At 65.6% G+C, this 21,731-nt stretch carries 20 protein-coding genes; 6 read left to right on the forward strand and 14 right to left on the reverse strand.

The annotated features are described in order from the left end of the window. Positions 1-421 precede the first annotated feature (421 nt). A complete protein-coding gene (locus tag B0E47_RS00260) occupies positions 422-1,888 on the reverse strand; it encodes an amino acid permease (protein ID WP_077511316.1) in 1,467 nt (488 codons plus the stop codon). Positions 1,889-1,977: 89 nt separating this feature from the next. After that, the gene (locus B0E47_RS00265; RefSeq protein ID WP_077511318.1) at positions 1,978-3,507 is read right to left on the reverse strand and encodes an amino acid permease; all 1,530 of its coding nucleotides are present in this window, start codon (positions 3,505-3,507) and stop codon (positions 1,978-1,980) included. 170 nt (positions 3,508-3,677) lie between these two features. Between B0E47_RS00265 and B0E47_RS00270 the strand changes: the two genes are divergently transcribed. Continuing rightward, entirely contained in the window at positions 3,678-4,298 is a 621-nt protein-coding gene (locus tag B0E47_RS00270; protein ID WP_174566932.1) for an NUDIX hydrolase, read from the forward strand. An 86-nt stretch (positions 4,299-4,384) separates the two neighbouring features. Here the strand turns inward: B0E47_RS00270 and B0E47_RS00275 are convergent, their stop codons facing one another. From B0E47_RS00275 to msrA, 5 genes are all read right to left on the reverse strand, one after another. Continuing rightward, a complete protein-coding gene (locus B0E47_RS00275) occupies positions 4,385-4,906 on the reverse strand; it encodes a 3-hydroxyanthranilate 3,4-dioxygenase (protein ID WP_077511320.1) in 522 nt (173 codons plus the stop codon). A gap of 110 nt (positions 4,907-5,016) precedes the next feature. Next, a complete protein-coding gene (locus tag B0E47_RS16655) occupies positions 5,017-5,289 on the reverse strand; it encodes a fasciclin domain-containing protein (RefSeq protein ID WP_254422753.1) in 273 nt (90 codons plus the stop codon). A 128-nt stretch (positions 5,290-5,417) separates the two neighbouring features. Continuing rightward, positions 5,418-7,307 carry a DNA topoisomerase IV subunit B gene (gene parE / locus B0E47_RS00285; protein WP_077511322.1) on the reverse strand — a complete coding sequence of 630 codons (1,890 nt, stop codon included), beginning with the start codon at positions 7,305-7,307 and terminating at the stop codon, positions 5,418-5,420. A gap of 184 nt (positions 7,308-7,491) precedes the next feature. Beyond that, positions 7,492-9,276, reverse strand: a complete 1,785-nt coding sequence (locus B0E47_RS00290) for an ABC transporter ATP-binding protein (protein ID WP_077511324.1) — start codon at positions 9,274-9,276, stop codon at positions 7,492-7,494. 145 nt (positions 9,277-9,421) lie between these two features. Then, complete coding sequence (msrA, locus tag B0E47_RS00295) at positions 9,422-10,135, reverse strand: peptide-methionine (S)-S-oxide reductase MsrA (protein ID WP_077511326.1); 714 nt, start codon at positions 10,133-10,135, stop codon at positions 9,422-9,424. A gap of 172 nt (positions 10,136-10,307) precedes the next feature. Here msrA and B0E47_RS00300 point away from each other — a divergent pair, with 172 nt between their 5' ends. Next, positions 10,308-11,120 (forward strand): arylamine N-acetyltransferase, encoded by an 813-nt coding sequence (locus B0E47_RS00300; RefSeq protein WP_139351284.1) that lies wholly within the window; start codon positions 10,308-10,310, stop codon positions 11,118-11,120. Between the two features lie 7 nt (positions 11,121-11,127). Here B0E47_RS00300 and B0E47_RS00305 read toward each other — a convergent pair whose 3' ends face one another. The 3 genes from B0E47_RS00305 to B0E47_RS00315 are packed head-to-tail and all read right to left on the reverse strand — an operon-like array spanning position 11,128 to position 12,269. Continuing rightward, on the reverse strand, positions 11,128-11,382 hold the full coding sequence (locus B0E47_RS00305; RefSeq protein WP_077511330.1) for an RNA-binding S4 domain-containing protein: 255 nt from the start codon (positions 11,380-11,382) through the stop codon (positions 11,128-11,130). Positions 11,383-11,406: 24 nt separating this feature from the next. Next, positions 11,407-11,859, reverse strand: a complete 453-nt coding sequence (locus B0E47_RS00310) for a barstar family protein (protein ID WP_077511332.1) — start codon at positions 11,857-11,859, stop codon at positions 11,407-11,409. Further along, a complete protein-coding gene (locus B0E47_RS00315) occupies positions 11,856-12,269 on the reverse strand; it encodes a ribonuclease (protein WP_077511334.1) in 414 nt (137 codons plus the stop codon). Before B0E47_RS00315 ends, B0E47_RS00310 begins: the two co-directional genes overlap by 4 nt. A gap of 132 nt (positions 12,270-12,401) precedes the next feature. Between B0E47_RS00315 and B0E47_RS00320 the strand changes: the two genes are divergently transcribed. Further along, on the forward strand, positions 12,402-12,770 hold the full coding sequence (locus B0E47_RS00320) for a VOC family protein (RefSeq protein WP_077511336.1): 369 nt from the start codon (positions 12,402-12,404) through the stop codon (positions 12,768-12,770). A gap of 24 nt (positions 12,771-12,794) precedes the next feature. Here B0E47_RS00320 and B0E47_RS00325 read toward each other — a convergent pair whose 3' ends face one another. Both B0E47_RS00325 and B0E47_RS00330 read right to left on the reverse strand, forming a co-directional pair. Continuing rightward, positions 12,795-13,628, reverse strand: a complete 834-nt coding sequence (locus B0E47_RS00325) for a DUF72 domain-containing protein (RefSeq protein ID WP_077511338.1) — start codon at positions 13,626-13,628, stop codon at positions 12,795-12,797. Then, positions 13,625-14,416 carry a phosphatase PAP2 family protein gene (locus B0E47_RS00330; RefSeq protein WP_077511340.1) on the reverse strand — a complete coding sequence of 264 codons (792 nt, stop codon included), beginning with the start codon at positions 14,414-14,416 and terminating at the stop codon, positions 13,625-13,627. The genes B0E47_RS00325 and B0E47_RS00330 overlap by 4 nt, the downstream gene beginning before the upstream one ends. Positions 14,417-14,566: 150 nt before the next feature. Here B0E47_RS00330 and B0E47_RS00335 point away from each other — a divergent pair, with 150 nt between their 5' ends. The 3 genes from B0E47_RS00335 (at position 14,567) to B0E47_RS00345 (ending at position 18,616) form a co-directional block, all read left to right on the forward strand. Beyond that, positions 14,567-16,267 carry a serine hydrolase gene (locus B0E47_RS00335; RefSeq protein WP_077511342.1) on the forward strand — a complete coding sequence of 567 codons (1,701 nt, stop codon included), beginning with the start codon at positions 14,567-14,569 and terminating at the stop codon, positions 16,265-16,267. Positions 16,268-16,311: 44 nt separating this feature from the next. Further along, positions 16,312-17,961: an alpha/beta hydrolase-fold protein gene (locus tag B0E47_RS00340; protein ID WP_077511344.1), complete on the forward strand. Its 1,650-nt coding sequence runs from the start codon at positions 16,312-16,314 to the stop codon at positions 17,959-17,961. A gap of 169 nt (positions 17,962-18,130) precedes the next feature. Beyond that, on the forward strand, positions 18,131-18,616 hold the full coding sequence (locus B0E47_RS00345) for a DUF3761 domain-containing protein (protein ID WP_077511346.1): 486 nt from the start codon (positions 18,131-18,133) through the stop codon (positions 18,614-18,616). 55 nt (positions 18,617-18,671) lie between these two features. On the opposite strand, the gene B0E47_RS00350 is transcribed toward B0E47_RS00345, so the two are convergent. Together B0E47_RS00350 and B0E47_RS00355 are read right to left on the reverse strand one after the other, a co-directional pair. Continuing rightward, positions 18,672-19,094 carry a VOC family protein gene (locus B0E47_RS00350; protein ID WP_077511348.1) on the reverse strand — a complete coding sequence of 141 codons (423 nt, stop codon included), beginning with the start codon at positions 19,092-19,094 and terminating at the stop codon, positions 18,672-18,674. A 223-nt stretch (positions 19,095-19,317) separates the two neighbouring features. After that, complete coding sequence (locus tag B0E47_RS00355) at positions 19,318-21,717, reverse strand: DUF3772 domain-containing protein (RefSeq protein ID WP_077511475.1); 2,400 nt, start codon at positions 21,715-21,717, stop codon at positions 19,318-19,320. Positions 21,718-21,731 lie beyond the last annotated feature (14 nt).

Here is a 21,731-nt window from a genome sequence, read left to right on the forward strand (position 1 = left end):
ACGGAGGCCGGCGATTTCGCCGGCCTTTTTCATTTGTGCGACGGAGGATGGCGCGGATGTTTCGGCAGGCGCTGGTGTGACCGGGTCGAGCGTGGTCGAGCGTCGACGAGCACACCGGAATCCGGACAAAGTGCGGCCCGGTGACATCAGGCTGAGGAGCTGCTTGCCTGACGCACCGGGCCGCGATCCGGGGCCCACTGCCAAGTGATATACCTCGGACTGGGGATCATACTCCCGCGATCGACGAATGGGCGACCCCCTGCGTGAGGATTCTCCAGAAGTCTGGAATAAAATCCTTTAAAATCAAATATATAACATTGATTTTACAAGTAAGTCCGCAAGATGTGACTCTTCCAGCCAAGTTGGCTTGTTCGGCTCATCTGTCTGAAGTTTAGCCAATATGACGGAATTTCGACGATTTTCAGCGAAATTTCGTGACCGAGCCTTCGTGGGCGGTCTGGCGCAGCAAGCTGTGCCGGCGGCTGTAGAGAAAGTAGATCGCGAACCCGAGCAGGGTCCAGATCCCCAGGATGGCCCAGTTGAACCAGTCCAGGCTGAAAAGCAGGGCGAAGCAGCTTGCCACGCCGGCCAGGCAGGTGAACCAGACCCACGGCACGCGGAACGTGCGCGGCAGCTCCGGCATGGTGTGACGCAGGATCAGCACGCCACCGCATACCGCCGAAAAGGCGATCAGGGTGCCCATCGAGGTGAGGTTGGCCAGCAGGTCGAGCGGGAACACCGCGGCGAGCAGGGCGATCATGCCGCCGGTGATCAGGGTGTTGATGTGCGGCGTGCGGTAGCGCGGATGCACCTTGCCGAACACCCGCGGCAACATGCCGTCACGCGCCATGATCATGAAGATGCGTGGCTGCGCGATGATCATCACCAGGATCACCGAGGACAGGCCGATCATCGCGCCGATTTCCACGATCAGGCGCAGCCAGCCCAGCTGCGGGATGGCCGCCACCGCAGTGACCACGGGCTCGGAGGTATCCAGCATCGTGTACGGCACCAGTCCGGTCAGGACGGCGGCCATCGCCAGGTAGAGCACGGTGCAGATCACCAGCGACACGAGAATGCCGAACGGCAGGTCGCGCTGCGGGCTCTTGCATTCCTGCGCCGCAGTGGAGGTGGCCTCGAAGCCGATGTAGGCGAAAAACACCATCGCCGCGCCACGCATGATGCCGGACCAGCCGTACTTGCCGTCGCCCTGCGGTTCGGGAATGAACGGGTGCCAGTTCGCCGGGTTCACGTAGCGGTAGCCGGCGACGACTACGATGATGATCAGGCCGACCTTGACCAGCACCATCAAGGCATTCAGGCCCGAGGACTCGCGGATGCCGATGTAGCACAGCCAGGTCAGCGCCAGCACGATGGCGACCGCAGGCAGGTTGAACAGATGGCCGGTGGTCACCAGGTGGCCATTGGTGAAGGCCAGCGGTGCCTCGGTCAGGGCAATCGGAAGGTGCAGGCCCATGTGGTCGAGCAGACTGGTGAAGTAGCCGGTCCAGCTGGCCGCCACTGCCGAGGCCGAGATGCCGTATTCGGCGACCATGTTCCAGCCGATGAACCATGCCGCCAGCTCACCCAGCGAAGCGTAGGCGTAAGAATAGGAACTGCCGGAGATCGGGATCAGGGTGGCGAACTCGGCGTAGCAGAGCGCACTGAATCCGCTGCAGATGGCGGCAATGACGAAGGAGATCAGCACCGCCGGGCCGGCATGCTCGGCTGCGGCCGTGCCGGTGACCACGAAGATGCCGGTGCCGATGACCGCACCGATGCCCAGCGCGGTAATCCCCCAGGGGCCCAGTGTGCGGCGCAGGCCGGGGCCGTGGGCACTGTCGTCGTTGCTGAAATCGGTCTTGCGCGCGAGCAACTGCTTGAGCATGGGCTGAAAGTCTTGGAAGGCAGGGCGTGGGAGCGCCGGATGGTTCTGAAACACCGCGGCCGGCGCTGGAGGCGTCGGCCGCGGAGAGGTCAGTTGGCGTTCTGGCGCAGCTTGCTGTTGCGGTAGCCGTAGAAGCCGTAGATCAGGAAGCCGATCGCGGTCCAGCCCAGGATCAGCCACCAGCGGGTCACGAACGCCTGCCAGAACAGGAACAGGCAGGCGGCCGCGCCGAGCGGGCAGACGATCCAGACGAATGGCACGCGGAACGCGCGCGGCAGATCAGGACGGGTATGACGCAGTACCAGCACGCCGATGCACACGGTGGTGAAGGCCAGCAAGGTGCCCATCGACACCAGGTCGCCCAGCACGTCCACGGGGAACAGGCCGGCCAGCACCGAGGCGATCACGCCGACGATGATGGTGCCCACGTAGGGTGTACGGTGTTTCGGGTGCACCTTGCCCAGCAGCTTGGGCAGCAGGCCGTCGCGCGACATCGAATAGAAGATGCGCGGCTGGCCCATCAGCATTACCAGCACCACCGAACTCAGACCCGCCAGCGCGGCGAACACCACCAGGATCTTCAGCGTACCGAGGATGTGGCTGGCGCTGCTGCCCGCGGCCACCGTGCCCAGCACGTAGTTGAGTGCGGTCGCCACCGGTTCGGGTGTGTTGAGCTGGGTGTACGGCGCCAAACCGGTCAGCGCAGCCGCCATGGCGATGTACAGCGCGGTGCAGATGATCAGCGAGCCGAGAATGCCGATCGGCATGTCGCGTTGCGGATTCTTCGCTTCGCCGGCCGCGGTCGATACCGCGTCGAAACCGATGTAGGCGAAGAACACCAGGGTGGCCGCGCGGATCACGCCGCTCCAGCCGTATTTGAAGCCGCCTTCGTTCTCGGGGATGAACGGGTGCCACAGGCTCGGGTTGAGGTAGTGAAAGGTCACCGCCAGGAACAGCAGGATCACGATCACCTTGATCGCCACGATGATCGCGTTGACCGTGGCCGACTGCGTGATGCCGCGGTAGCACAGCCAGCTGATCGCCGCCACGATCGCCACCGCCGGCAGGTTGATCAGGGTGCCGGTGGCAATGATGTGGTGGCCGCTGGCGTCGAAGGTCAGCGGTGCGGAGGACAGCGCGGCCGGCAGCGAGATGTTGATGCCGATCCAGCCGCTGACCATGCGCAGCATTTCGTTGAAGTAGCCCGACCAGCCCACCGCCACGGTCGATGCCGCGAACAGGTATTCCAGCACCAGGTTCCAGCCGACGAACCAGGCGACCACTTCGCCCAGCGTGGCATACGAATAGGAATACGCGCTGCCGGATACCGGCAGCATGGCGGCGAACTCGGCGTAGCACAGGCCGGCCAGTGCGCAGGCGAAACCCGCCATCAGGAAGCTGATCACCAGGGCAGGCCCGGCGAACTGCGCGGCGGCCGTGCCGGTGAGGACGAAAATGCCGGCGCCGATCACGGCACCGATGCCCAGCATGATCAGGTGACGCGCGGTCAGCACGCGCTTCAGAGTTATTTCACCGGTGCCGCTGCCCTCGACGGGTTCGCCAGCATCTATGTGAGGCATCGCCTCGATGGCGTGAGTGGCAAAAAGACCTTTTGTCATCGAGTTCCCCTCAGGTGATTTTTTCTGCTCGCAACCGCTCTGCGGCGGATGGATGGACGAGCCCGGTAATGGCGGGCCAACATATCCCATGCAGCAAAGGATGTACAAGCTTCATTCATGTTGCGGCGAAACATGTCGCGGCCGGTTTCAAACCACTTCATCGGAAGTCCATGTCAAAGCCCGCCGTCATCATGATCGAGGCATTCCGGCGCTACCGTGACCAATGGCAGGGGGAAGCCGCGACGGTTGCGCAGTTCGAGGTTTTCCTGCGTACGCATGCGGATGCATTCGAGCGCAGCAACCAGGCCGGTCACTTCACCGGTTCGGCGTGGCTGGTCAGTGGCGACGGCACGCGCGTGTTGCTGATGCACCACCGCAAGCTCGACCGCTGGCTTCAACCTGGCGGTCATGCCGATGGCGATGCCGATCTTGCGCGGGTTGCCTTGCGCGAGGCGCAAGAGGAAACCGGCATGCAGAACCTGCAAGTCGAAGGCGGCATCTTCGATATCGATCGTCATGCCATCATGGGCCACATCCCTGTGTCCCACCCTGGTGGGCCGGCTTTGCCGTTCGCGTTCGCTCCAGGCGAACGCAGTCCTGCGCGCACGAGCGAGCCGCGGCACTGGCATTACGACGTGCGTTACGTGGTACGTGCCGGGGCGGACGAGTCGTACGTTGTCAACGCCGAATCGCACGCGTTGGCATGGCGACCGGTTGTCGACGTGGCTTGCGACGAAACTCTCGACGCGTCGCTGCGACGAATGGCGCGAAAGTGGCTTGCGCAATTGTAGGAGCCCGCTGGCGGGCGATGTTTTCTTTTGCGGGCTTCGGGCTTCGGGCTTCGGGCTTCGGGGAGGCATCGCCCGCTAGCGGGCTCCTACGCGTACTTTTCGGGCGCTGGATGAAGGTGGCCGCAGGCGTCGCAGGTGCGTGCCTCGTGCGAACGGTAGAAGCGTTCGAACACCGGCGGGAAATCGCGCTCGATGCTGTCGAGCGTGAAGTATTCCTCGTACAGCTTGTGGTTGCACTGCTCGCAGAACCACATCAGACCGTCTTTCTCGCCGGCGACGCGGTGGCGCTCGATCACCAGGCCGATCGAACCGGCGGCGCGGTTGGGCGAGTGCGGCACGCGCGGCGGCAGGTAGAAGATCTCGCCGGCGCGCAGCGAGATGTCGCGCGCGACACCGTCGTCCTGCACCTTAAGCGTGATCTCGCCTTCGAGCTGGTAGAAGAACTCGGGGCCTTCGTCGTAGTGATAGTCGGTGCGCGCATTCGGGCCGCCGACGATCATGATGATGAAGTCACCGTCGACGATGCACTTGTTGCCCACCGGCGGTTTCAGCAGATGGCGGTGTTCGTCGATCCAGCGTTGCAGGTCGAGTGGTGGCAGCAAGGCCATGTGCAATTACCCGTGGGAAAGTAACCAGCACCATAGCGCCGCCGCTGCCGCAAAAAAAGCCGCCCCGATGAGGGAGTCGGGGCGGCTGGCAGTTTGCGGCGCGGGACGGGTTACGGCATCAGCACCTTGTCGATCACGTGGATCACGCCGTTGGACTGCATCACGTCACCGATGGTCACATGGGCGGTGTTGCCCTTGTCGTCGGTGATGGCCCAAGTATCGCCATCCTTGCGCACCGTGATCGAGTCGCCTTCCACAGTTTTCAGCATCGCCTTGCCGCCGCCGGCGGCAACCCTGGCGGCCAGGTGGCGCGTGGTCAGCCGGCCGGCCACGACGTGGCAGGTGGCCCTTGTTGGGGTGCGCATGCGGGAATGAGTCTCCATGCATGCTCTCCGGGATTTTTCGCTTCGCGGATTGGAGACACCTTGAGGTACGCGGCAGGCATCGACATGGATGCAACGTCGCTGTTCGGGATTCAGTGAAGTGAATCCCCCGCGAAGACGCGCGAGCCTCAGACCTCGAGCGTGGCGAGGTCGCCTTTCTCTTCCAGCCACGCCTTGCGGTCGCCTGCGCGCTTCTTCGCCAGCAGCATGTCCATCAGCCTGGCGGTGCCGTCGTCGTCGCCGACGGTGAGCTGCACCAGGCGGCGTGTATCGGGATGGATGGTGGATTCGCGCAGCTGCGGCGGGTTCATTTCGCCCAGGCCCTTGAAGCGGGTGGTGCTGACCGCGCCCTTGATCTTTTCGCGCTCGATCCGCTGCAGCATCGCTTCCTTCTCGCCCTCGTCGAGGCAGTAGAACACCTGCTTGCCGACGTCGACGCGGAACAGCGGCGGCATCGCCACGAATACGTGACCTTCGCTGACCAGCGTCGGGAAGTGGCGCAGGAACAGCGCCGCCAGCAAGGTGGCGATGTGCAGGCCATCGGAATCGGCGTCGGCGAGGATGATCACCTTGCCGTAGCGCAGCCCGGAGAGGTCGTCCTTGCCGGGGTCGCAACCGATCGCCACGGCGAGGTTGTGCACTTCCTCGGAGGCGAGCACCGAGGTCGATTCGACTTCCCAGGTGTTGAGGATCTTGCCGCGTAGCGGCAGGATCGCCTGGAACTCCTTGTCGCGCGCCTGCTTGGCGCTGCCGCCGGCCGAATCGCCCTCGACCAGGAACAGTTCGGTGCGGGTCAGATCGGTGGCGGTGCAGTCGGCCAGCTTGCCCGGTAGCTGCGGACCCTGGGTGATCTTCTTGCGGACGATCTGCTTGGCGGCCTTCAGCCGCGCACTGGCCCGCTCGATCGCCAGTTGCGCGATGCGCTCGCCGGCGCCCACGTTCTGGTTCAGCCACAGGCTGAAGGCATCGTGGATGACGTTCTCGATCAGTCCGGCGGCCTGGCGCGAGGACAGCCGCTCCTTGGTCTGGCCCGCGAACTGCGGATCCTGCAGCCGCGCCGACAGCACGAAGGCGAGCCGCTCCCACACGTCTTCCGGCGCCAGCTTCACGCCGCGCGGCAGCAGGTTGCGGATGTCGCAGAACTCGCGGATCGCGGTGGTCAGGCCGGTGCGCAGGCCGTTGACGTGGGTGCCGCCCTGCGCGGTGGGAATCAGGTTGACGTAGCTTTCCTGCACCAGTTCGCCTTCGGGCAGCCACGCCAGCGCGACCTCCATGCCTTCGGCATCGCGCGCCATCTGGTGCACGAACAGTTCGTTCGGCAACACCTCGTTGCCGTCGAGTTCGCCGCGCAGGTAGTCGCGCAGGCCGTCCTCGTAATGCCACTCGACGACTTCGCCGCTGGCCTCGTCGGTCAGCTTCATGTTGAGGCCGGCGCACAGCACCGCCTTGGCGCGCAGCAGATGCTTGAGCTTGCCCAGCGAGATCTTCGGCGAGTCGAAGTATTTCGCCTCGGGCCAGAAATGCAGGGTGGTGCCGGTGCGCTTCCTGCCGACCGTGCCGATCACTTCCAGCGGGCTGACCTTGTCGCCGTGCTCGAACGCCATCGCGTATTCCGAGCCGTCGCGGCGAATGGTGACCTCGACGCGATCGGACAAGGCGTTGACCACCGACACGCCCACGCCGTGCAGGCCGCCGGAAAAGCTGTAGTTCTTGCCGCTGAACTTACCGCCCGCGTGCAGCCGGGTCATGATCAGCTCGACGCCGGAGACGCCTTCCTCGGGATGGATGTCCACCGGCATGCCGCGGCCGTCGTCGCTCACCGAGACCGAGCCGTCCGGGTGCAGGATCACCTCGATCGACGTCGCGTAACCGGCCAGCGCCTCGTCCACCGAATTGTCCACCACCTCCTGCACCAGATGGTTCGGCCGGCTGGTGTCCGTGTACATGCCGGGCCGGCGCTTGACCGGATCCAGGCCGGAGAGGACTTCGATATCGACGGCGTTGTAGCGACTGCTCATGCGTGTGTTTCGATCCAGACAAGACGCGAAGCATGGGGCGCGGGGGCGGGCAGGGTCAAGCCGGCGGGCCGGGTATTCTCTATCGTTCTCCCTGAGCGCAGTCGCGCAGCGACGAAGTCGAAGGGCCCCAGGAGCTTCGACTGCGCGCCCGCGGCGCTATGCTCAGCCCGAACGGCATCAAGGATCACCGATACCCCTGCGCCTGCAGCGAAAACAGATGCGCGTAGTGTCCATCTTCGGCCATCAACTGCTCATGGTTGCCGCGTTCGATGATGCGGCCGTCCTGGATCACGATGATCTGGTCGGCCATGCGCACGGTGGAGAAGCGGTGCGAGATCAGGATCGCGATGCGGCCGCCGGAGAGTTCGCGGAAGTGTTCGAAGATGCTGGCCTCGGCCTGCGCGTCCATCGCGGCGGTGGGTTCGTCCAGCACCAGGATGTCGGCGCGCGAGCGCATGAAGGCGCGGGCCAGCGCGATCTTCTGCCACTGGCCGCCTGACAGTTCGCGGCCGTCGTTGAACCACTTGCCCAGTTGCGTCTCGAAGCCGGCCGGCAGGCTGTCGATGAAGTCGCTGGCCATGCCCTTGTCGCTGGCCTCGCGCCAGCGCGCTTCGTCCTCGAAGTGGGTGACGTCGCCGGCACCCACGTTTTCGCCCACGCGCATCTGGTAGCGCGCGAAGTCCTGGAAGATCACGCCGATGCGCTGCAGCAGCATGGCTTCGTCCCACTCGCGCAGGTCGGTGCCGTCGAGCAGGATGCGGCCGCTGTCGGGCGTGTACAGGCGCGTGAGCAGCTTGATCAGGGTGGTCTTGCCCGAACCGTTCTGGCCGACCAGGGCCAGCGATTCGCCGGGGCGGATGTGCAGGTCGATGTCGTGCAGCGCCGGCTCGCTGGCGCCGGGGTAGGTGAAGCTGACCTGCTCGAAGCGGACGCCGTCGTCGGGCCTGGCGCCACGCTGCATTGTTCCCGTCGCGGGCGGTACCGGCGTTTCCAGGTATTCATACAGGGTGGACAGGTACAGGTTGTCCTCGTACATGCCACCGATCGCCGACAGCATCGCGGACACCGCCGACTGGCCCTGGCGGAACAGCGCCAGGTACATCGTCATCTGGCCCAGCGTGATGCGTGCGAACACCGTGCTGGCGGCGATCCAGGCGTAGGCACCGTACAGAGTGATGGTGCCGAGCAGGCCCAGCCCGAAGCCCCAGCTGTCGCGGCGGATCGCCAGCTCGCGGTCGGCGCCGTACAAGGTATGGAAGATGTCGCGATAGCGCTGTAGCAGCAGCGGCCCGAGGCCGAACAGCTTCACTTCCTTGGCGTGGTCCTCGCGCGCCAGCACGGTTTCCAGGTACAGCTGCATGCGCGTTTCCGGCGAACGCCAGCGGAACAGGCGGAACGCGTCACCGGAGAATTTCGTCTCGGCGAAAAACGAGGGCAGGCCGGCCAGCAACAGCACCGCCACCGCCCATGGCGAGAACTGGAACAGCAGGCTGCCGTAGCTGACCAGCGAGATCGCGTTCTGGCCCAACCCGAACGTGCGCGTCACCAGCGACAGCGGCCGGGTCGACGCCTCGCGTCGCGCGCGGGTGAGCTTGTCGTAGAACTCCGAATCCTCGAAGTGCGCCAGCTCCAGGGTCAGCGCCTTCTCCAGGATCATCACGTTGACGCGCTGGCCGAGCAGCGCACGCAGCAACGACTGGCACAACGAGAGCCCGCGTTGCGCGCCGGCGACTGCTGCCACCAGCACGCCTTCCAGCGCGACCCACTCGAATACCGGCCGCAGCGGCGCCTGTCCATTGGCGGCCCACTGGCGGCTGGCACCGACCACCGCATCGACGATATGTGCCCCGACATACGCCACGCCGGCCGGCAGCAGGCCGGCGACCAGGGTAAGCAGGGCCAGCGCGACGGTCAGCGCGCGGCTGGTGCTCCAGACCAGTTCCAGCGCACGCCCGCTGTAGCGAAACACGCCCAGGAAGCTGCGCGTGAGATCGCTCGAAGCGGACGGTGGAGGGGTTGCGTGAGGCGGCAAGTGGGGAGGATGTCAGGAAGCGCGACAGGACGCGAAGCTCCCGACATGGGGGCCGCGTCGGCCCACGCAACCCGGGGGCATTTCAGTGCAGCTGCACCTCGACAAACTGCTGCTCGGGTTGATAGAGCGCGGGGAACAGCTTCTGCAGGTGCGCCACCTTGGGCGCATCGTTGAACACGATGTAGGGGTTGTCCGGATGCAGGTCGTAGTAGTGCTGGTGGTAGGCCTCGGCCGGGTAGAACGCCTGCAGCGGCACGACCTGGGTCACGATCGGCGCGCTGAAGGCTTTGGCCCGGGTCAGCTGGGCGATGTAGTCCGTGGCGATCTTCTGCTGCTGCGCGTTGCCGTAGAAAATCACCGAGCGGTATTGCGTGCCGCTGTCCGGACCTTGCCGGTTCAGTTCGGTGGGATTCAATGCCACCGAGAAGAACACCTGCAACAGGGTGCCGTAGCTCACCTGCGCAGGGTCGAATTCCACTTCCACCGATTCGGCATGGCCGGTGGTGCCGCTACCGACCATCTCGTAGTGCGCGGTGTCGGCGGCGCCACCGGAATAGCCGGCGGTGACCTTGCGCACGCCCTTGACGTGCTCGAACACCGCCTCGATCCCCCAGAAGCAGCCGCCGGCGAGCACGGCCACCTGGTCATGCCCGGCGGAGATTGGTGCGGCATCGACGGCCGGCGCCGGCAATCGGGTGACTTCGGTGGCCGTCGCCACCGGTTGGCAGGCGGCGAGACCGGCCAGCAGGACGGCGCCGGCCAGCGGAAAAATTCGGAATGCACGGTAGCGAATCATGGGTAGCCTCGCTGGGGATGGGCATGCACGAGCCCGCGGCATGCATGACAGATTACGTTGAAATAGCGGGAATGGATGCACGCGCGCCGAAGCGCGCTCATCGGGTCATTCGCCGCCGGGCCATCCACGGTTACCTGCGGCTACCATGTCCGCGGACCATCTGGAGAATCGTGTGCCTGACAGAATTGATCTGGATGCCTATCTGCACCGCATCGGCTGGCATGGTGCGGTAGCGGTCGACCTGGCAACCCTGCGCGGCCTGGCCATGGCGCACGTCGCTGCCATCCCGTTCGCCAACCTCAACCCGCTGATGGGTCTGCCGGTGGAGCTGGATCTGGCCGCGCTGCAGCAGAAGCTGGTGCAGCAGGGTCGCGGCGGCTACTGCTTCGAGCAGAACCTGCTATTCGAGGCGGTGCTGCGGCAGATCGGCTTCGCGGTCACGGGCTTGATCGCCCGGGTGCTGTGGGGACATCCGGAAGATGCGATCACGCCGCAGACCCACATGTTGCTGCGCGTCGACCTGGCCGGCGAGGGCTGGCTGGTCGACGTCGGCTTCGGTGGCCATGTGCTCACCGGGGCGCTGCGCCTTCAACCGGACATCGAACAGGCCACCGGGCATGAACCGTTCCGGCTGCTCCGGCACGACGCCGAGTGGCGCATGCAGTCGCTGGCGCACGGGTCGTGGCGCACGCTGTACCGCTTCGATCTTCAACCGACGCCACTGGTCGACTACGTGGTGGCCAATCACTACGTATCGACGCATCCCGCATCACGCTTCGTGAGCAACCTGATGCTGGGGCGCACGACGGCGGATCGTCGCCTCGGCCTGTTCAATCGGGAGTTCACGGTGCGACGAACTGGATGCGAGCCGGAACGTCGCAATTTGCGTGACGTTTCAGAGCTGCGTCATGTGGTCGAGCAGGAGTTCCTGCTGCGCATTCCCGCCGGTGCTGATATCGACCGACGGTTGGCGGCCCTGCCGTAAGACGCAATCAACGTGCCTGGGGGCGGCCATCTGCCAGACCTTCCGAATCGGCCAGCACGCGGATCTCCACGTCGTCGATCGTGGCCACCTGGCCCGCGTGGATCTTGCACGTCTTGCGCAGCTCGATCTGGCCGTCCACGGACACCGCGCCGGTGGCGACGATCGCCTTGCCGGCACCGCCGCTGTCGCACAGCCCCACCAGCTTCAGCAGCATGTTGAGCTCGACGTAGTCGCCTTCCAGTTCGAATTCGATGGTTTGCATGGTGTTCCGGAGGTCTGGGGTTGCTCAGGGTGACACGGCCGGGGCGTGACGGCGGTCGAACGCGTCATCGGGCAGGGTGAGGAAGGCGAACCACGGCACCTCGTGCTCGGCACCGAACGTCGCCGCGTCGTCGAGAATGCCGAGCAGGATGTTGTAGTCGGCCTCTGCAGCCTGGCGCAGTTCGTCGGCATGCTCGAATAGCAGCACATGGCCCCAGGCCGGAATCCAGCGCAGGTCGCGCAGGCAGTCGGCCAGCGCGTCCCAGTTGTGGCCGAACGAGGCCGGCAAGGGCAGCGATAGCGCAAGACGCCGCAGCAATTCGTCCTTGTCGTGGCAGCCGGTCAGGTCGGTGCGGCAAACATGCAGTTCGTGCTGCCGGGCGGTTCTGGCCAGGCGATCGAGATCGTGGGCGCCGACGAAATACACGCCGCTCTGGGTCGGCCGGGTCAGGTCCGGATCGAGGCCGCGCGCGCTCATCGGCCGATCTTGAAGCTGCGGAAGCTGTGGTAGTGGTCGTCGGTGTAGTAATAGGTCTCGGGCGGCGTGCCGCCGGTGATGATGCGCCGCGTGCCGCGCGTGCTCGCGCCGGGCGTCTCCACCGTGTATTCGTGATAGTAGCCGCGCGGCTGCTCCGGCAGCAGGTGTTCATAGTTGCCGAATACCACCCCGTCCTGGCTGTGCGGGAACGGGCCGCCGCTGGCGATCAGGTCCAGCGTGGCATGTGCCTCCGGCGGCAGGAAGGCGGGTAGTGCTGCGGCCGTGCCGTCGCTGATGCTTGTGGTTGCGGCGTGATTCGCCGGGCCGGCAGGCGAGGGCGTGTGCTGCCGCCACAGCACCATGGCAACCACCAGGGCAGCGAGCAGGATCAGCGGATTGAGTCGACGCATGCGGAGGGGCCGGTGTGGGACCGGTGTCGAGCTTAATGCAGGCCGTGCCCGTCGATATACCGGCAGATGAAAGCGAGCCGGGATTGCAGGCAGCTGGCGTGCTGCCATCCACCCACCACACAGGAGATCGCCATGATCGGCTACGTCACCCTGGGCACCAACGACATGCCGCGCGCGTCGGCGTTCTACGACGCGCTGTTCGCCGAACTTGGCGCCAGGCGCCTGATGGAAAGCGAGCGCTACATTTTCTGGGGCATCTCCTTCGACAAGCCCAGCCTGGTCATGATCAAGCCGTTCGACGGCCAGCCTGCCAGCGTCGGCAACGGCGTCATGGTGGCGCTGGTGATGAACAGTCGCGACAAGGTGGATCGGGCGCACGCCAAGGCACTCGCACTGGGCGGCAGCGACGAGGGTGCGCCGGGCGAGCGCGGCGACGGTTTCTACGCGGGTTATTTCCGCGATCTCGAAGGCAACAAGCTCAACGCGTTCTGCATGGGTTGAGGCGTGAGCAGCAGCGTATTGCGTTCAGCGGCTGCCATCGACGCGTGACTGCAGTGCCATTGCCGCTGCCGGGTTGCGATGCTTGGCGGCGCTGATGAAGAACACGAACACGTCGCGCAGCCGGCTTGCCGGTTGCAGTGCGGCCGCATGCGGCAGCTCGCCGATATCGTTGCCCGCGGCCCAGCCGCGTGCGTGCTGGGCCCAGTGATCCAGTGCCTCCGGCGCATAGCCGCTGGCAATCCCGTCGGCGCTGCGCATCAGCCGCGCATAGGTGAAATCACCGGTGAGGTCGGCCAGCGACGGATAGTCGGGCGAATCGGTGAACACGGTGGGCACGCGGTGCGCGCGGGCCAGGTCCACATAGTGTTCGTCGAGGAAGCTGGGATGGCGTACTTCCAGCACATGTCGCAACGGGCGACCGTTCAACTCGCGCGGCAGACCGTCGAGGAAGGCACCCAGGTCGTCGGCGTCGAATGGCCGCGACGGCGGCAGTTGCCACAGGATCGGACCCAGCCGGTCGCCCATCTCGGCCAGCCCGCCGTGCACGAAGCCGCTGACGCCGTTGCCGGTATCGGCCAGCCGTTTGCCTTCGGTGATATAACGGGGTGCCTTCAGCGAGAACACGAAACCACTGGGCGTCTCCGCCGCCCACTTTGCGTAGGTGGCGGGTTTCTGCGCACCGTAGAACGTGCCGTTGATCTCGATCGTGCGCAGTTGCCGGCTGGCGTATTCCAGTTCGCGCCGCTGCACCAGCTTTTCGGGATAGAAGTTGTTGCGCCATGGCGCGTAGGTCCAGCCGCCGATGCCAACGCGGATTCGCGGGCCATCACTGGGAGCGGCGGCAAACAGGTCGTTCATGGCGATAGCCTCGTCGTCGGGTCGCGCAGGATTTCAGCAGCCCCGATGCACAGCACCAGCCACGCCGCGCCGGCGGTGTATCCGGCCAGCACGTCGCTGAAATAGTGCACCTGCAGCAGGATCCGGCTGATGCCGACCACGCCGATCAGCAGCACCGCGGCGGCGATGATGGTGCGATGGAAGCGTGGCGACAGGCGCAGCAGCACATAGGCGAGCATGCCGTAGAACACCACCGAGCCGAACGCATGCCCACTGGGGAAACTCCAGCCCGGCTCGATGATGAAGCCGTGATCGTGCAGTGGGCGCGTCCGCTGGAACAGCATCTTGAGGCCGCCATTGACCGGCAGGATGCCGAGCAGGGCCACCGCCCAGGCCAGCGCCAGCTGCCAGTGCCGGCGCAGCAGCAGCATCAGCAGCATCAGGGACGCGACCGCGGTCACCCACAGCTTGTCGCCCAGATCGGTGATCACCGCGATCACGCGCAGCACCGGCAGTGGCAATTGATCGCGCAGGCCTTCGGCCAGGCTGGCATCAAAGCCCGCCAGGGCGCTTGGCTGCCGACCGAATATCGCCAGGGCGATCGCGGCGAAGAACAAGGCCAGCGCCAGCAGCAGCAACACGCCGACCTGCCAGCGAAGCACTGTCGACGCGTGCCCGAGCCGGACCGCGCGGCGTTGCCAGCGTGCATTGTGTTGCCAGGCGAGGTCGCCACCCAGCAGCGCCAGCATCAGCAGCAATGCCCACAGCAGCAGGGCGTGGGCAGCGATCCATTCCACCATGGGGTTCATCCGGGCTCCCGCTCTCGCAGCGTCGTTGAGGTCAAGCATGATCGATGCAGGCGGGCGTCGCGTCGAGCGCTCCGCGTGCATGACTTCCAGCGCTGGCCTTGCCGGTGGTTTGCCGCGATAGTTGGGGGATTGTCGTCAAGGGGAGTTCCGATGCATCAGCGAATCCTTTCCGTGCGCCCGCTTTCCGTGCGGCTGGCAGGCTGCTGTGCGCTGCTGATGGTTGCCACCGCCACGTTGGCGCAGGCACCGGCGCCGCGGCGCCTGCCGCCGCCGGTGTCGACCGGCGACCTCGTGCGGCCGCTGATGCCGGCGCAATTGCAGGATTTCGATGCCTACATGGCCGATACCCTGAGTACGTTCAAGGTGCCCGGCATCGCGGTGGCCATCGTCAAGGACGGCAAGGTGGTGATGGAGCAGGGCTTCGGCGTACGCGAACTGGGCAAGCCGGATCGGGTCGACGCGCATACCCTGTTCGCGATCGCCTCCAACACCAAGGCGTTCACCGCGGCAGCGCTGCAGCAGCTGGCCGAGGCGGGCAAGCTGAAGATGGACGACCGGGTGATCGATCACCTGCCGTGGTTCCGCATGTCCGATCCCTACGTGACGCACGAGATGCGCATCCGCGACCTGCTGGCGCACCGCAGCGGGCTGAGCCTGGGCGCGGGCGACCTGCTGTACTGGCCGCCGACCTCGTACACCACGAAGGAGGTGGTCGAGCGGCTGGCGAAAGTGCCGCTGAAGAACGGCTTCCGCAGCCACTACGCCTACGACAACATCCTGTTCGCGGTGGCCACCCTGGTCATCGAGCAGGCGTCCGGCCAGCGCTATGCCGATTACGTGCGCGAGCACCTGTTCAAGCCGGTCGGCATGGACGAGTCGCTGATCGACATGACCTACCTCAAACCCGGCATGGACGTGGCCACCGGCCATGCGCCTTACGATTTCAAGGACGTCGAGCCGGTGCCGCCGATGGCCTGGCTCAACGATCCGGGTGCTGGCGGGATCTATGCCAGCGTGCACGACCTGGCGAAGTGGATGAACGTGCAACTGGCTGGCGGCGCGTTGCCCACGAAAGATGCCGACGGCAAACCGCAGCGTGTGTTCTCCGCAAAGAGCCACCACGAGATGTGGTCGATGCTGACGCCGATCCCGATCAAGCCGGCGTCGATTCCGGAACTGGCTCAGCTGACCCCGGATTTTTACGGCTACGGCGAGGGCTGGTTCCTGAGCGACTACATGGGCCAGAAACTGGCCTGGCATACCGGCGGCTGGCCGGGTTTCGTGTCGCGCGTGACGATGGTGCCGAAACTGCACCTGGGCGTGGTGGTGCTGACCAACCAGCAATCCGGTGCGGCGTTCAATGCCGTCACTTACCGCGTGCTGGATGCGTATCTGAACCCGTCGCACAAGACCGATTGGGTCGCGGTCTACCAGAAGGCGGTGCAACAGGCCGAAGCCAAGGCGGACGACAGCGTGGCGAAGCATGAACAGGCACGCGATCCACGCAGCAAGCCCTCGCTGCCGCTGGCCGACTATGCCGGCACCTATCGCGACCCGTGGTACGGCGATGTCGTGATCACCAGCGAGCACGGCAAGTTGCGCCTGCGTTTCAGCAAGACGAAGCAGTTGATCGGCACGCTGACGCCGTGGCAGCACGACAGCTTCACCGTGCGCTGGGACGACCGCTCGCTGGATGCCGATGCCTTCGTCGATTTCGCGCTGGACATGGACGGCCATATCCGCGAGATGCGCATGCAGCCGATCTCGCCGCTGACCGATTTCAGTTTCGATTTCCAGGACCTGCGGCTGGTGCCGGTGGCGAATGAGCATCCACCCGTGTCGAAGCATTGAGAACTTGCCGCAACGTCTGTTGCACCACGTCCAAGGGGAAAATCATGGGTTACCGTCGTCATCTGACAGCGATCCTGCTGTCATTCGGCCTGTTGGCAGGTGTTGCCCAGGCACGCGTCCAGAACGCCACCGAACACGGCTTCTTCCACGTCCGGCTCGGTGCCGCCAGCGCGCAGCCGACCTCGGGCCGCCTGCTGCTCTTCGCTATCGATGCGAAAACCGCGGAAGCGGCGGCCATGGCCGAATCGAAGGGCAAGAGCAGTGTGGTCGAAGAGGTCGATGCCAACCCGTTCCGGGCTACCGAGACCAGCGTCGCCGCTCGCGAGATAAGTCGCTGGATGCCAGGGCAGGAAGTGGATATCGATACCGACCGCCTGGCATTTCCGACGGCCTGGTCAAGCTTGCCGCCGGGCGATTACTACGTGCAAGCGGTGCTGGATGTCGATCACGACTACAACTACGGCGGCCGCGGTGCGGGCGACCTGATCAGCGCGGTGGTGAAGATGCATCTGCCGGCGTCGTCGATTCCCACGTTGAGCCTGGAGCGGGTGCTGCCTGCACACGATCCCTGGGCCCTGAGTGAGCGGACGCCGGAGGCACAGCGCAAGGCCCTGCCGGCGGTGCGCCAGCACGCCCGGCTGATCGATTTCGACAGCCCGTCGCTCGGCGCATTCTGGGGGCGCACGATCCACATGCGTGGTCGCGTGCTGTTGCCGCCGGATTACCACGCGGATTCGAAGAAGACCTGGCCGGTGGTGTATTACACCCAGGGTTTTGGCGGCAACAACGATCGTGTGATCGGCACCATGAGCAACGTCTACACGGCGATGGCGCAGGGTGAAATGCCGCCGATGATATGGGTGTTCCTCGATGAGTCCGGCCCGACCGGTACACACGAGTTCGCCGACTCGGTGAACAACGGACCATGGGGGCACGCGCTGACCACCGAGCTGATCCCGCATCTCGAAGCCAGCTACCGGATGGACGCCCGGTCGAGCGGGCGCTTCCTGCAGGGGCACTCCTCCGGTGGCTGGGCCACGCTGTGGCTGCAGACGCGTTATCCGAAGATTTTCGGCGGCACCTGGTCGACCTCGCCCGATCCCGGTGACTTCCATGATTTCACCGGCATCGATCTGTACGCGCCGCATGCCAATGTCTACCACCGGCCGGACGGCTCGGCCTATCCGCTGGTGCGGGATCACGCCAAGGTGCTCGGCACGTTCGAACAGTTTGCGAAGCTTGAACGGGTGCTGGGCAGCTACGGCGGCCAGCTGGCTTCATTCGAATGGGTGTTCTCGCCGCGTGGCGAGGATGGCCGGCCCGAGCCGATGTTTGATCGCGACACCGGCGATGTCGACCCGGCGGTGGTGACGTACTGGCGTGATCACTACGACATCGCCTGGCGCCTGCAGCATGAGTGGCCGGAATTGAAGGCCGACCTGGACGGCAAGATCCATCTCTACGTGGGTACCGCCGACACGTTCTACCTTGATGGCGCCGCGCACAAGCTGAAGGCAGTGCTCGACGGTCTCGGCGCGAGGTCTGACATCCGCTTCCTGCCGGACCGCACCCACTCCGACCTTTACCGGATCGGCAAGGACCGGCATGGCCTGCTCAAGCAGATCAGCTGGCAGATGTATGCGGTGGCGCGTCCGGGTTCGACCTTGCGCGCGCCTGCGGCGGCTGCGCCTTGAGTCGGTCGCGCGGCGGTTTCGCAAGTTCCTTCGGAACGGCCGTCTGCCGGATGAACGCGACCGATCGGCAGTCTCTTGCGAACATGATTTTGCGGCATAGTTGCGCGGCAGGCATCCGTCGTCACCGATGCCTGGGTGCATCACGAATTCGTCCTGGAGGGAGTCCGCAATGAAATCATCGATCTTGGCTGCAGTGGCACTGGCTGGCCTGTTCCTGGGTTCGGCCGCTTATGCGCAACAGGCATCCGCACCTGCCGGTTCGACCGGCCAGTGCAAGGATGGCAGTTACACCAGCACGGCGAGCAAGCGGGGTGCCTGCCGCGGGCACAAGGGAGTGAAGGAGTGGTACGCCGCCGCCAGCGCGCCGGCGGCCGCCGCGGCGCCGGCAGCTGCCGCGGCACCCATGGCAGCTGCGCCCGCTGCTGCGGCCGCGCCTGCGGCGAATACCGCCATGAAGTCGCACCACATGATGCCGGCCCCGGCCGCCAACGCCGCAGCCGGCGGCGGACCGGGCATGGTCTGGGTCAATGGCAAGGTCTATCACTGCTCCACCGACAAGTGGTACGGCAAGACGAAACATGGCGAGTACATGAGCGAGGCGGACGCCAAGGCGAAGGGCGCGCACCCGGAGCATGGCAAGGTCTGCACTCCGTAACCCATCGCGCTGTATGTGATGACCACGAGGCCGGCGCAAGCCGGCCTCGCTTTTTCTAGTCGATGTACCAGGGGTCGTAACTGCCGAAATACCACAGATGGCCTTCCGGATCGCGGCAGCTGTAGCCGGCGCCGCCGTAGTCCTTTTCCGAATATTCGTTGACGATCACCGCGCCGGTAGCGCAGGCCTGGTCGTAATGCGCCTTGCAGTCCGACACGATCACGCAGGCACATTGCGTTTCGCGGCCGCCGATCTCGTCGGGCTGGGCGATATGCCTGCCGAAGTCGTCATGGCGTACGCCACCCAGCATGATCATGCCGTTGCCGTAGACCAGCTGCGCGTGCTCGACTTCGCCGCGATCGTTTTCGTGGACGGCGTTCCTGGTGAAGCCGAATGCCTTGCACAACCACTCGATCGCCGCGTGCGCGTCGCGATAGCGCAGGCAGGGGATGATCGTGCTGCCAGCAGTCTTCGACATGGCGGTCTCCTTGAGTGAGTAGGGCGCCAGATTAGCCCTGCAGCGCGGCGTGGTCTTTTAGATTTCCGTCGATCAATCCAGCGGCAGATGATTCGGATACGGCCCGCGCACGGCCATGAATGCCATCGGCGTAACGCCGGCGAACTCGCGGAACTCATGGGTCAGATGGGCCTGGTCGCAGTAGCCGCAGTCGGGGTGGAGGGTTGCAGTCCAGCGCGGCGGTTCAGCCGGTGCGTTCGTCGTGCTCGGCCAGTGGCGGCAGGGTGCGGACCAACTGCGCGCGGATCAGCGGCAGGCGCGCTGCGCGCAGACGCTCCAGGATCTCGAACAGCAGATCGCTCTTCACGCCGCTGGCGTCCCGTGGACTGTTGACGTAGGCCACGCAGTTGAACGTCATCGCGCCGTCGTCGAGGTTCGCCAGTTGCACGTAGGGAGCGGGCGCGGCCAGGGTGCCGGGATGTGCGTTCAGCACGTCCAGCACCAGGGTGTGCACCTTGCCGGCATCGGTGTCCAGCGGCATCGGCAGCTTGACCTGCACGCGCCCGAGCGCATTGGCCTGGGTCACGTTGCGAACGTTCTCGGTGATCAGCTGCGAGTTCGGCACGATCACGGTGGAACGATCCCACAGCTGGATTTCGGTGGCGCGCACGTTGATCCGGCGGATGTCGCCCTCGACCGTGCCCAGGCTGACCCAGTCGCCCACCTTCACCGGCCGCTCGACCAAGAGGATCAGCCCGGAGATGAAGTTCTGCACGATCGCCTGCAGGCCGAAACCGATGCCGACCGACAGCGCGCTGACGATCCAGGTGATGCTGGTCAGGTTCACGTGCAGCGCGGCCAGCGTGAGCACCAGCACCAGCAGGCCGCCGAGGTAACCGAGCAGGGTGACGATGGAATCCTGCATGCCGGCTTCCATCGTGGACTTCGGCAGCAGTTGTTCGCGCAGCCAGCGCTTGAGCATGCGCAGCAGCAGGATGCCGATCACCATCACGGCCGCTGCGGTGAAGATGCTGCCGGGGTCGATCGGGAGGTCGCCCAGTTTCAGGCTGCTGAACGTGCGACTGGCGCTGGCCAGCAAATCGCCCGGGCCCGCACCGAACGGTGTGAGTACCGTGGCCAGTGCCAGCAGGGTCAGCAGGATCCGGGTCAGGCCGGCGAACAGGGTTGCGGCCTGATCCAGCGTGTGCGGCGCCAATTGGAAGGTGGCCTGCAGCCGCCGTCCGCCACGCCCGTGCGAGGAAAGCAGGGTATGGATCAAATCGTTCAGCAGGTGGAACAGCAGGTAGGCGCTGGCCACGATCACGCCGATCCACAGCATCTGCACCGCCACGAAAAATGCCAGGGCGATATAACCCAGCGCCACGCCCAGCCAGCTGGCCAGCACGCCGAGTACCGCCGCGGCTCCGAGCAGGCCGACCCACAGCGGACGATGTTCCACCTCGCCGTCGGCAGCCCGTTGCCGCCGCGCGCCGCGCAGGCGAAGCCACGCCACGCCGATCAGGCCGCTGACCACGAGTGCCATCAGGCCGCGCGTGGCCACCGTCGCCGGCAGGCTGGAGCCGATCGTGCGGCTGATCCGCTCGATCAGGCCGAACAGCAGGGCGGCGGCGCCGAGCAGCCAGGGAATCCGGCGCAGCCGCTGGGCGGCCAGATCGGATAGTGGCGGCAGGCGCCAGGAAGGCCGGCGCACCGACAGCAGCGCCCGGCCAAGGCCGGTGACAAAGGCGGCAAAGCACACCAGACGCACGGCGGAACTGGCCAGTGTGTCGAGGTCGGTATCAAGAATGTCGTTCCAGTTCAGCCCCAGATAGACCAGCTGCGCGGCGAGGCCGGTGGTGAACACCGCGGTCAAGGCCACCGCGGTGGCCATCGCGCTGCGGCGCAGATGGCCGTCCGGAACGCGCCGGGTCGCCAGTTGCAGCAGCAGCCGTTCCAGCAGCCAGCGGCCCACGCCGAGCAGGAGCGCCGCGCCGATCAAGCAGAGCAGCAATGGTCGCCGGTTTGGCGACTGCCACGCCTCGCTGCCGGCAGCGGCAGCGCGCGCGCCGAGCCGCTTGAGCCGAGCCAGGTCGTCGGGGAAGGTGCGCGCCGGATCAGCCCAGAAAGCGGCACTGAATGGCGTGGCCGTGCGCGAGGCCAGTCGCGCCTGGAACTCGTCGTTGCGCAGGCCGGTGAGCTGTGCCGCCAGTTGCAGCGCGTTCTGGTTGAGCAGTTGTGCCTGCTTGATCTGTGCGTCGAGGTTCGCCTGCGCCTTGTCGAGTTGCCGGCGCTGGCTGGCAACCTCGGCGGCTTCCGGCGGTGCCCCCTTGGCCGGCGGCGGACCCAGCACCGCGAGTTGCGCCTGCAACGCGGCCATCTGCGGTGTGAGGCTGCCGGCCAGCTGGCGCGCCTGGTCCTGCACGCCGAGGGCGGTATTGCGCAAATCGGCGAGCGGCACAGTCGCCTGCTTGTCCTTCAGCGCGGCCTTGACCGAATCGAGGCGGCCGCCCAATTGGTCCAGTGCCTGCGCCGGGGTCGCGGCGGACGCGGCGGGTGCCGGGAGGGGACTGCTGTTCTGGGCATGCGCGGCGAAGTTGCCGAGGCAGAGCAGCACGAGCAGGAGAGAGCGGCACAGGGTAGGCATCCGGCCATGATCGA

Origin of the sequence: Rhodanobacter sp. B05 (assembly GCF_002001085.1) — a bacterium.
Lineage (GTDB): Bacteria > Pseudomonadota > Gammaproteobacteria > Xanthomonadales > Rhodanobacteraceae > Rhodanobacter.

What these genes read in the sequence shown, in the direction of transcription:
- B0E47_RS00260 (WP_077511316.1), bottom strand. Translation starts at nt 1,888, where the DNA reads ATGCTCAAGCAGTTGCTCGCGCGCAAGACCGATTTCAGCAACGACGAC.
- B0E47_RS00265 (WP_077511318.1), bottom strand. Translation starts at nt 3,507, where the DNA reads ATGACAAAAGGTCTTTTTGCCACTCACGCCATCGAGGCGATGCCTCAC.
- B0E47_RS00270 (WP_174566932.1), top strand. Translation starts at nt 3,678, where the DNA reads ATGTCAAAGCCCGCCGTCATCATGATCGAGGCATTCCGGCGCTACCGT.
- B0E47_RS00275 (WP_077511320.1), bottom strand. Translation starts at nt 4,906, where the DNA reads ATGGCCTTGCTGCCACCACTCGACCTGCAACGCTGGATCGACGAACAC.
- B0E47_RS16655 (WP_254422753.1), bottom strand. Translation starts at nt 5,289, where the DNA reads ATGGAGACTCATTCCCGCATGCGCACCCCAACAAGGGCCACCTGCCAC.
- parE (WP_077511322.1), bottom strand. Translation starts at nt 7,307, where the DNA reads ATGAGCAGTCGCTACAACGCCGTCGATATCGAAGTCCTCTCCGGCCTG.
- msrA (WP_077511326.1), bottom strand. Translation starts at nt 10,135, where the DNA reads ATGATTCGCTACCGTGCATTCCGAATTTTTCCGCTGGCCGGCGCCGTC.
- B0E47_RS00305 (WP_077511330.1), bottom strand. Translation starts at nt 11,382, where the DNA reads ATGCAAACCATCGAATTCGAACTGGAAGGCGACTACGTCGAGCTCAAC.
- B0E47_RS00310 (WP_077511332.1), bottom strand. Translation starts at nt 11,859, where the DNA reads ATGAGCGCGCGCGGCCTCGATCCGGACCTGACCCGGCCGACCCAGAGC.
- B0E47_RS00315 (WP_077511334.1), bottom strand. Translation starts at nt 12,269, where the DNA reads ATGCGTCGACTCAATCCGCTGATCCTGCTCGCTGCCCTGGTGGTTGCC.
- B0E47_RS00320 (WP_077511336.1), top strand. Translation starts at nt 12,402, where the DNA reads ATGATCGGCTACGTCACCCTGGGCACCAACGACATGCCGCGCGCGTCG.
- B0E47_RS00325 (WP_077511338.1), bottom strand. Translation starts at nt 13,628, where the DNA reads ATGAACGACCTGTTTGCCGCCGCTCCCAGTGATGGCCCGCGAATCCGC.
- B0E47_RS00330 (WP_077511340.1), bottom strand. Translation starts at nt 14,416, where the DNA reads ATGAACCCCATGGTGGAATGGATCGCTGCCCACGCCCTGCTGCTGTGG.
- B0E47_RS00335 (WP_077511342.1), top strand. Translation starts at nt 14,567, where the DNA reads ATGCATCAGCGAATCCTTTCCGTGCGCCCGCTTTCCGTGCGGCTGGCA.
- B0E47_RS00340 (WP_077511344.1), top strand. Translation starts at nt 16,312, where the DNA reads ATGGGTTACCGTCGTCATCTGACAGCGATCCTGCTGTCATTCGGCCTG.
- B0E47_RS00345 (WP_077511346.1), top strand. Translation starts at nt 18,131, where the DNA reads ATGAAATCATCGATCTTGGCTGCAGTGGCACTGGCTGGCCTGTTCCTG.
- B0E47_RS00350 (WP_077511348.1), bottom strand. Translation starts at nt 19,094, where the DNA reads ATGTCGAAGACTGCTGGCAGCACGATCATCCCCTGCCTGCGCTATCGC.
- B0E47_RS00355 (WP_077511475.1), bottom strand. Translation starts at nt 21,717, where the DNA reads ATGCCTACCCTGTGCCGCTCTCTCCTGCTCGTGCTGCTCTGCCTCGGC.